Annotated in this window: 7 protein-coding genes; 6 read left to right on the top strand and 1 reads right to left on the bottom strand. The window is 43.0% G+C overall.

The annotated features are described in order from the left end of the window. The first annotated feature begins 328 nt into the window (after positions 1-328). Together ACTNEW_RS15905 and ACTNEW_RS15900 are read left to right on the top strand one after the other, a co-directional pair. Positions 329-1,861, top strand: coding sequence for an alkaline phosphatase (locus ACTNEW_RS15905; protein ID WP_441062738.1), 1,533 nt, complete (start codon positions 329-331; stop codon positions 1,859-1,861). 3 nt (positions 1,862-1,864) lie between these two features. Next, the gene (locus ACTNEW_RS15900; RefSeq protein WP_441062736.1) at positions 1,865-2,986 is read left to right on the top strand and encodes a YibE/F family protein; all 1,122 of its coding nucleotides are present in this window, start codon (positions 1,865-1,867) and stop codon (positions 2,984-2,986) included. A 136-nt stretch (positions 2,987-3,122) separates the two neighbouring features. On the opposite strand, the gene ACTNEW_RS15895 is transcribed toward ACTNEW_RS15900, so the two are convergent. Next, the gene (locus ACTNEW_RS15895; RefSeq protein ID WP_441062734.1) at positions 3,123-3,764 is read right to left on the bottom strand and encodes a phosphoribosyltransferase; all 642 of its coding nucleotides are present in this window, start codon (positions 3,762-3,764) and stop codon (positions 3,123-3,125) included. 264 nt (positions 3,765-4,028) lie between these two features. Here ACTNEW_RS15895 and ACTNEW_RS15890 point away from each other — a divergent pair, with 264 nt between their 5' ends. The 4 genes from ACTNEW_RS15890 to ACTNEW_RS15875 all read left to right on the top strand — a co-directional run bounded on the left by ACTNEW_RS15890 (position 4,029) and on the right by ACTNEW_RS15875 (position 7,751). Beyond that, complete coding sequence (locus ACTNEW_RS15890; RefSeq protein ID WP_441062732.1) at positions 4,029-4,940, top strand: LysR family transcriptional regulator; 912 nt, start codon at positions 4,029-4,031, stop codon at positions 4,938-4,940. A 150-nt stretch (positions 4,941-5,090) separates the two neighbouring features. Next, positions 5,091-6,125 (top strand): methionine ABC transporter ATP-binding protein, encoded by a 1,035-nt coding sequence (locus ACTNEW_RS15885; RefSeq protein WP_441062740.1) that lies wholly within the window; start codon positions 5,091-5,093, stop codon positions 6,123-6,125. Beyond that, entirely contained in the window at positions 6,115-6,774 is a 660-nt protein-coding gene (locus ACTNEW_RS15880) for a methionine ABC transporter permease (RefSeq protein ID WP_441062731.1), read from the top strand. Before ACTNEW_RS15885 ends, ACTNEW_RS15880 begins: the two co-directional genes overlap by 11 nt. Before the next feature lie 53 nt (positions 6,775-6,827). Beyond that, entirely contained in the window at positions 6,828-7,751 is a 924-nt protein-coding gene (locus tag ACTNEW_RS15875; RefSeq protein WP_441062729.1) for a MetQ/NlpA family ABC transporter substrate-binding protein, read from the top strand. The last annotated feature ends 626 nt before the right edge of the window (positions 7,752-8,377 follow it).

The following is an 8,377-nucleotide window of genomic DNA, read 5'->3' as shown; positions in this document are numbered from 1 at the left end:
CTGAACGGAAGTTCCGGTGAAAACCATAGCACAACCAAACGCAAAAAATCCCCACGGATTAATACAGAACTAACGTCTAATTCATTAAAACCCGCTGTAATTAACTAAAGCACTCTATAATTCATTACCCCTCACTGTAATTCCTTGAATGAAACATGAAAAGCATGTTTTGGTTATTGTTATTCAACAATTTAACAATTTACCGGAAAAATTAACTGGGAATTAACGAAACCCGGTAAAAGAATTTGATAATGCGCTTTTAAGATAATGCCTGTAAAAACGAAATCCCGAATCAAAGCGAAAGCAAAAAAGAAGGAGTAAAAAGTTTATGAAAGCAAAAAAAATCAGCGCATTATTATTAGCAGCAGCAATGATGGTACCTGCAGCAGCACCGCAGAATGTTATGGCAGCAGAAGAGGCGGCAGCACCGAAATATATTTTCCTTTTTATCGGTGATGGAATGAGCTATCCGCAGATCCAGACCACAAACTATTATCTGAGTGCAATGGCAGATGATGGAGATGAAATCCTTACAAGCCAGAGTAATCTGAACATGATGAGCCTTCCTGTAGCAGGTTCCGCTCAGACTTATGACAGCACATCTTTCTGTCCGGATTCTGCTTCCACAGCAACATCTATCGCTACAGGTCATAAGACCTACAGCGGAACAATCAACATGGACGAGAAGATGGAAACTCCGTACGAAACAATTGCAGAGAAGCTGAAAGATCAGCTTGGTTACAAGATTGGTATTCTTTCTTCCGTAAACCTGAACCATGCCACACCGGCTGCTTTTTATGCACATCAGGCATCCAGAAACAGCTACTATGAGATTGGTCAGGAAATGATCGACAGCGGTTTTGATTATTTTGCAGGCGGCGGTCTGAAAAAAACAACAGGTGATGAAGGCGATAAAACAGATCTGTACGAACTGGCAGAAGAAGCAGGTTATAAGGTTGTCAAAACACAGGCAGAAGCAGAAGCTCTGACCGCTGAAGACGGCAAAGCAATCGTGATCGATGAGACACTTGCAGACAGTGATTCCATGAGTTATGCAATGGATCTGGAAGAAGGCGAGTGGGGTCTTGCAGATTATGTGGAAAAAGGTATTGAAGTATTGAACAATGATACCGGATTTTTCATGATGGTAGAAGGCGGTAAAATTGACTGGGCCTGCCATGCAAATGATGCGGCAGCAACTATTACCGATACACTTGCACTTGATGATGCAGTAGGCAAAGCAATTGAGTTTTATAATGAGCATCCGGATGAAACGCTGATCCTTGTGACCGGTGACCATGAGACCGGTGGTCTGACAATTGGTTTTGCAGGTACAGATTATGATACATTCCTTACCAATATCAGCAATCAGAAGATGTCCTATGCAAAATTTGATTCTGATTATGTAGCAGGTTACAAAGAAAACAAAACAGACTTTGATACAGTGATGGCAGACATTACAGAACTGTTCGGACTTCAGGCTCCGCAGGGCGAGGCAGAGACGACAACACAGGCAGACAGCGCAGATTTACATCCGGAATCTGATGAGACAGGTTCTCTTGTAATGACTGAATACGAATACAATAAATTAAAAGCAGCTTATGATGAGACGATGTCACGTACCGGTGATGAGGAAGAGTTTGGACAGGAGGAATATCTTCTCTATGGAAGCTATGAACCGCTTACTGTAACCATTACTCACATCCTGAATAACAAATCCGGTATCAGCTTCTCCTCTTATGCACATACAGGACTTCCGGTAGAAGTACTTGCAATGGGAGCAGGACAGGATGATTTTGACGGATATTATGACAATACAGATATCTACAACAAACTGGCAGCTCTTACAGGAGTAGAATAAGACATGGGAAATAAGCTGAAAAAGAATGCTGTTTCTTTGTTGGCAATCCTCTTGATTTTCATCCTCATAGCCCTTCCGACGGGCTATGAGGATGCTGCTATTTATCAAGGAACAGATAAAGTAAAGGCAAAAGTTCTTTCTACAGATGAGAGTACAGTGAGAAGCTCCGGGCTGATCCAGTCGGGGGAACAGTACTGCCAGCTTGAAATTCTGGGAGGTCGATTTAAAGGGCAGCAGAGCAAAGGCGTTAATATGCTCAGCGGTTCTCTGGAATCTGACAAAATGTATGAACCGGGTGATGTGGCGCTGGTAGTGATCAGCTATTCCGGTGACGAGATTTTGTCAGTTGTGATGTCAGACCATTTCAGACTGAATAAAGAACTGATTCTGGGACTGATGTTCATCGTGCTTCTGATCTGTTTTGCGGGAAGACCAGGATTTCGCGCAGTATATTCCTTTTTGATTACAATTCTTACTATCTGGAAAATTATGGTTCCCGCATATCTGAGAGGGGTCAATCCCATTTGGTGCGGGATTTTGATCACCGCATTTCTGACAGTTTTGATTATTTTTCTGGTATACGGATTTGACAGAAAAACCATTGCTGCCAGCAGCGGCGCACTTTTGGGTGTTCTTGTGACCTGTGTGATCGGATGTGTGTTTACAGATGCGTTTAAAATCCATGGGGCGGTGATGTCCTATTCGGAAAGTCTGCTGTATTCCGGCTATCAGGATCTGAATTTGACTAAAATTTTTATGAGTGGTATTTTTATCGGAGCATCCGGGGCTATGATGGATCTTTCGGTAGATATTACCTCTGCAGTTTATGAAGTGATACAGAAAAAACCGGAAATTGGCTGGAAGGAAGCCGCACGTTCCGGTATGAATGTGGGAAGAGCTGCTATGGGAACTATGACGACCACGCTGCTTCTGGCATATTCCGGAGGATACATCGCACTTCTGATGACATTTATGGCACAGGGCACACCTGTGGTAAATATTCTGAACTATAAATATGTATCTGCGGAAATTCTGGATACCGTTGTGGGAAGTTTCGGGCTGGTGACAGTTGCACCATTTACGGCGCTGACAAGCGGGTGGCTTCTGACAAGAAAAAATAAGTAACTGTACAGCAAATGGAGATAACTGCAGAAAAAGCCCCCGGCGTGACGGTCTGCCGTGACATAAGGCGGATCATGCACGCTGCGAGAGCTTTTCCTGCATAAAAGGTTATAAAAGGTTTAAAAGGAAAGTGGCAAATTTATATTTTCGAATAACCGAAGCCGTTGACGATTGCGTCCAGCTTCTGCTTATTTTTACACAAAGGACAGTCATGTACGCGGTAGGTGCCGTAATCCGGGATATCCTTCTGATGGAAGATGGAATGAACCGGAAGCTGGGCTACGCTTCTGACTGCGCTGAAAATTGCAGCGACTGCGCGAATCTGCCCGCCGTAATACAGAATACTTGATACTGCACGGGAAAGGGTTTCACCGGTGGTTACAGATCCGTTGAGAATGAGGATGTTTTTGTCTTTGATCATCATCTGGACGTTGTCACGGAAAATCATTTGTCCCACATTGTTGTATTCCGGTGAAGTAATGTAAATGGTCTGGTGAGCGTTCATGGAAAGAACGCCGGCTTTCGTCAGTTCATCAGCCAGATAAGCACCAACGACTTCCAGTCCATCCATGCAGACAATGGTATCAATGGGAATACTTGCTTCGTAGTTGCGGGAAAGTTCCCGGGCGATTCTTCTTGCTTCGGAACAGCGGGACTTCATGGTGGTGATATCCAGATAGTGCGTAATATGCGACTGGGGGGTAGCAAAATGTCCCGGGAAGACTTTGAGCTGAATACGCTCATCATTGCGCGCGTAAATTTTGAACATCTTCGATTCCATATGACAACCTCCTTCTCCTGAAGAACCGAAACAACTGTGCGGTTCTTTTTTATGTGTCTATTATATCATCTGTCACGGGAAATTTAAACAGAAATTCATATTTTTTACAAGAAAAGTTTGATTTCAAATAGAGTTTTTGGTTATAATTTGAAAGTTTTGGAGATTTGGGGTGGAAGTATGAGGATGAAGATGATAGAATGGAGAAGATGTAGAGCAACGAATTGCAGAAGCACAGAATGACAAAATGACAGAAGGAGAGCAGTTATGACACTTGCGCAGCTGCGATATGTGATCACAGTAGCAAATTCCAATTCCATGAACGAAGCGGCGAGGACTTTGTTCATTTCACAGCCAAGCCTTTCGGCATCAGTCAGGGAACTGGAGGAAGAAATCGGGGTAGAACTTTTCCGCAGGACCAACAGGGGAATTTCTGTAACACCTGAGGGAGAGGAATTTCTCGGTTATGCCAGGCAGGTAGTAGAGCAGTACGAATTGATTGAGACAAAATATGTATCCAAAAAACAGGGCAAAAAGAAATTCAGTGTTTCTACCCAGCATTATACCTTTGCGGTAAATGCCTTTGTGGAGCTGGTAAAACAGTTTGGCATGGATGAATATGAATTTGCCATTCATGAGACAAAAACCTATACAGTGATCGAGGATGTGAAGAATTTCAAAAGCGAGATCGGTATTTTATATCTGAATGATTTTAACAGTAACGTTCTGATGAAATTATTTCATGAATTTCAGCTGGAATTTCATGAGATATTGAAATGCAGCATTTATGTTTACATGTGGAAGGGACATCCTCTGGCAAAACGGGAGGAAATTGCGCTGGAAGAACTGCGGGAATATCCCTGCCTGTCTTTTGATCAGGGGGCATATAATTCCTTTTATTTTGCAGAAGAGGTGCTGAGTACCTATGAGTATAAACGTTTGATCAAAGCGGATGACAGAGCCACGGTTCTGAACATGATGGTGGGGCTGAACGGATATACTCTTTGTTCCGGTATTATCTGCGAGGAACTGAACGGGACGGATTACTGTGCAGTGAAGCTGAGATCAGATGAAGTGATGTCGATCGGGTATCTCGTGCGTAAGGGCGTTACCATCAGTCCTCTGGGACAGCGATATCTGGAGGAAATTTCCCGTTATAAGGATAAGGTATACGGCTAGCCAGCCGGAAATATTCCGCGAGGTGTATTTCTGTGAAGAGTGACTTATAGTTAAAACCTATAACCAGCAGTATTTTTTATGAATTATACTTTTGCAGAAAATCGTGCTATAGTATCCATATCGATCGAAGAGAATTTTAGAGGTGAAGACATGTCAGGAATTGTAGTTGAAAATGTGTGCAAATCCTTTCTTTCCAAGGATGGAACGGTAGATGCACTGAAGAATGTCAGTCTGGCTATTGATTCAGGCGACATTTACGGCATCATCGGAATGTCCGGAGCAGGAAAGAGCACGCTGGTACGATGTATGAACTTTCTGGAAGTTCCCACACAGGGCCGCGTTTTGATCGACGGCAAGGCGTTGGGAGATCTTTCGGAGAAGGAGTTGAGGAAACAAAGAGAAGAGATTGGAATGATTTTCCAGCATTTCAATCTGCTGATGCAGAAATCAGTTTTGGAAAATGTATGTTTTCCATTGTATATACAGGGCAAGAAAAAAGCGGAGGCACGCAGGCGTGCAGCAGAGCTTCTGGAAATTGTCGGGTTGAGCGATAAGCAGAATGCATATCCGGCACAGCTTTCCGGGGGCCAGAAACAGAGAGTCGCGATTGCGAGAGCTCTTGCCTCTGATCCGAAGATTCTTCTCTGTGATGAGGCTACCAGCGCTCTGGATCCCCAGACGACCTCATCCATTTTGGAACTTTTGAAGGATATCAATCAGAAATTTGGTATTACCATTGTTGTGATTACACATCAGATGGCGGTAGTACGTGAAATCTGTAATCATGTAGCAATCCTGAAAGAAGGCCAGGTTGTAGAGACCGGACTTGTGTCGGATATTTTCAGCAATCCGAAATCCGAAGTTGCCAAAGAGCTGATCCGCAAGGATATCGGTTCTGGTGCAGAGGATGGAAAAATTGGAGTTCAGCCGCTGATTAGAAGCGGTGAGATCATAAGAATCGTCTTTTCAGAAAACTCATCCTTTGAGCCGGTGATTGCCAATCTGGTTCTTACTTTCCATGAACCGGTGAACATTCTCAAAGCGGATACCAAGAATGTCGGCGGTGTTGCCAAGGGAGAAATGATTCTGGAATTTGCCAAAGACAGCACGAATGTGGAGGCAATGAAGGCATATCTGAGAGAAAGAGGACTTGCAGTGGGGGAGGCGAATGATTATGTGGACTGAAGAAGTGATCAGTATGATCATTAAGGGAATCGGCGAGACCCTGTACATGACTCTGGTATCTACCCTGATCGGATATCTTTTCGGAATTCCTATGGGAGTGCTCCTGGCAGTATCCGATAAGGAAGGGCTGAGGCCAAATGCAGTTCTGTATAAAGTACTGGATGTGATCGCAAATATTGTCAGAAGTGTACCGTTTCTGATTCTTCTGATTCTGATCCAGCCGTTTACAAGATTTATCATCGGAAAGAGCTATGGTTCATCTGCGACCATTGTCCCGCTGGTTGTAGCTGCGATTCCGTTCATTGGACGAATGGTGGAATCTTCGCTGAAAGAAGTAGATAATGGGGTAATCGAGGCAGCCAGATCCATGGGGGCCAGTGATATTCGGATTGTGATGAAGGTGCTTCTGGTGGAAGCAAGGACTTCTCTGATTACAGGAGCGACCATTGCGGTAGGCACGATTCTCGGTTATTCTGCAATGGCAGGATGTATCGGCGGAGGCGGTCTCGGAGATATTGCGATCCGGTACGGATATTATCGGTATCAGGCAGATATCATGGTTGTTACGGTAGTGCTTCTGGTACTTCTGGTACAGGTATTCCAGTCAGTAGGTATGGCAATTGCCAACCGGCTGGATAAGAGAAAATAATAAAAAGTAAACAATAAAAAATAAAAATATAAAGAAAAATGGAGGAACATATTATGAAAAAATTAGTTGCAGCAGCATTAACAGGAGCTCTGGTATTAAGCTCATTCAGCTTCAATGTTTTTGCAGAAGAGGACACAACCATCACTGTAGCAGCATCTGCTACACCGCATGCGGAGATTCTTGAGCAGGCAAAACCACTTCTGGAAGAGAAGGGTTATGAACTGGAAGTTACCGTATTTAATGATTATGTACAGCCAAACGAAGTGGTAGAGAGCGGCGACTTTGATGCCAACTACTTCCAGCACATTCCATATCTGGAAAGCTTTAATGAAGAAAAAGGCACACATCTGGTAAACGCAGGTGGTATTCACTATGAGCCGTTCGGAATTTATCCGGGAACCAAATCCAGCCTTGATGACATCGCTGAGGGAGATTCTATTGCAGTACCGAATGACACTACCAATGAGGCGAGAGCACTTCTTCTTCTGCAGGACAACGGCATCATCACTCTGAAAGAAGATGCAGGTCTGTCAGCAACTGTTAATGATATCGCAGAGAACCCATACAATGTGGAAATCGTTGAATTGGAAGCTGCTCAGGTTGCACGTGTTGCCAATGAAACCGCATATGTGGTACTGAACGGAAACTATGCTCTGGAAGCCGGCTTCTCTGTAGCAAAAGATGCACTCGCATACGAAAAATCTGATTCTGAAGCAGCAAAAACTTATGTGAATGTCATTGCTGTAAAAGAAGGAAATGAAGAAAGCGAACCGATCAAAGCCCTTATTGAAGTGCTGAAATCTGATGAAATCAAAAACTACATCAATGAGACATATGATGGAGCAGTTATTCCGTTCGAAGAATCTGAGGATGCTGAAGATGCAGCTGAAACAGAAGAAGTGACAGAAGAGACAGCAGAAGAAGCTGAGACGGAAGATGCTGCAGCAGAAGAAACCGCAGAGGAAGATGCTGAATAAATTTTGAAATTAAAGAATAATAAAGAACGACATTAAAAAAATCCAGCCGGAGGATTCAAGCAATGAACCTCTGTTGCGGGATTTTTTTGTATCATGCGCAATCGGAGAAATAGGCAAGTTATTTGGTATCGTTATTTCGAAAATGATGTATTGGGATACAAAAGAAAACTACGGGCAGGGTTCTTTCTCAATGATTTACGGGGCACATGTTTTTAGTGATTTTCAAAAGAAAAAAAGAAAAAATGGAAAAAAATAGAAAAAGTTGTTGACATGCATGTTTTCCTGTGGTATTCTAACCAAGCTGTCAGAAAGAATTGTTTTTCTGAAAGACACAATTTAGCAGTTTTTCAGAAAAATAAAAATAGTTGTTGACAAATGACTGAACATATGATAAAGTAGTCGGGTCGTCAATGAGAGATGACAGAAACCACAGAAAACCGCATATGTCGTTGAGAAAAACCTCAAAAAACTTGAAAAAAGTTGTTGACAAGTGTTGGAAGATGTGGTAATCTAATAAAGCTGTCGCGAGACAGAGACCTTGATAACTAAACAGTGAAACACATACGATTCTCGAAAATTCTTTACATTCAAAAGAACGGTTCGATGAACCAAAAACAGTAAAAACG

Source organism: Blautia sp. HCP3S3_G3, from assembly GCF_052063365.1.
Lineage (GTDB): Bacteria > Bacillota > Clostridia > Lachnospirales > Lachnospiraceae > Blautia_A.
This window is presented reverse-complemented; position numbering and strand designations above follow the sequence as displayed.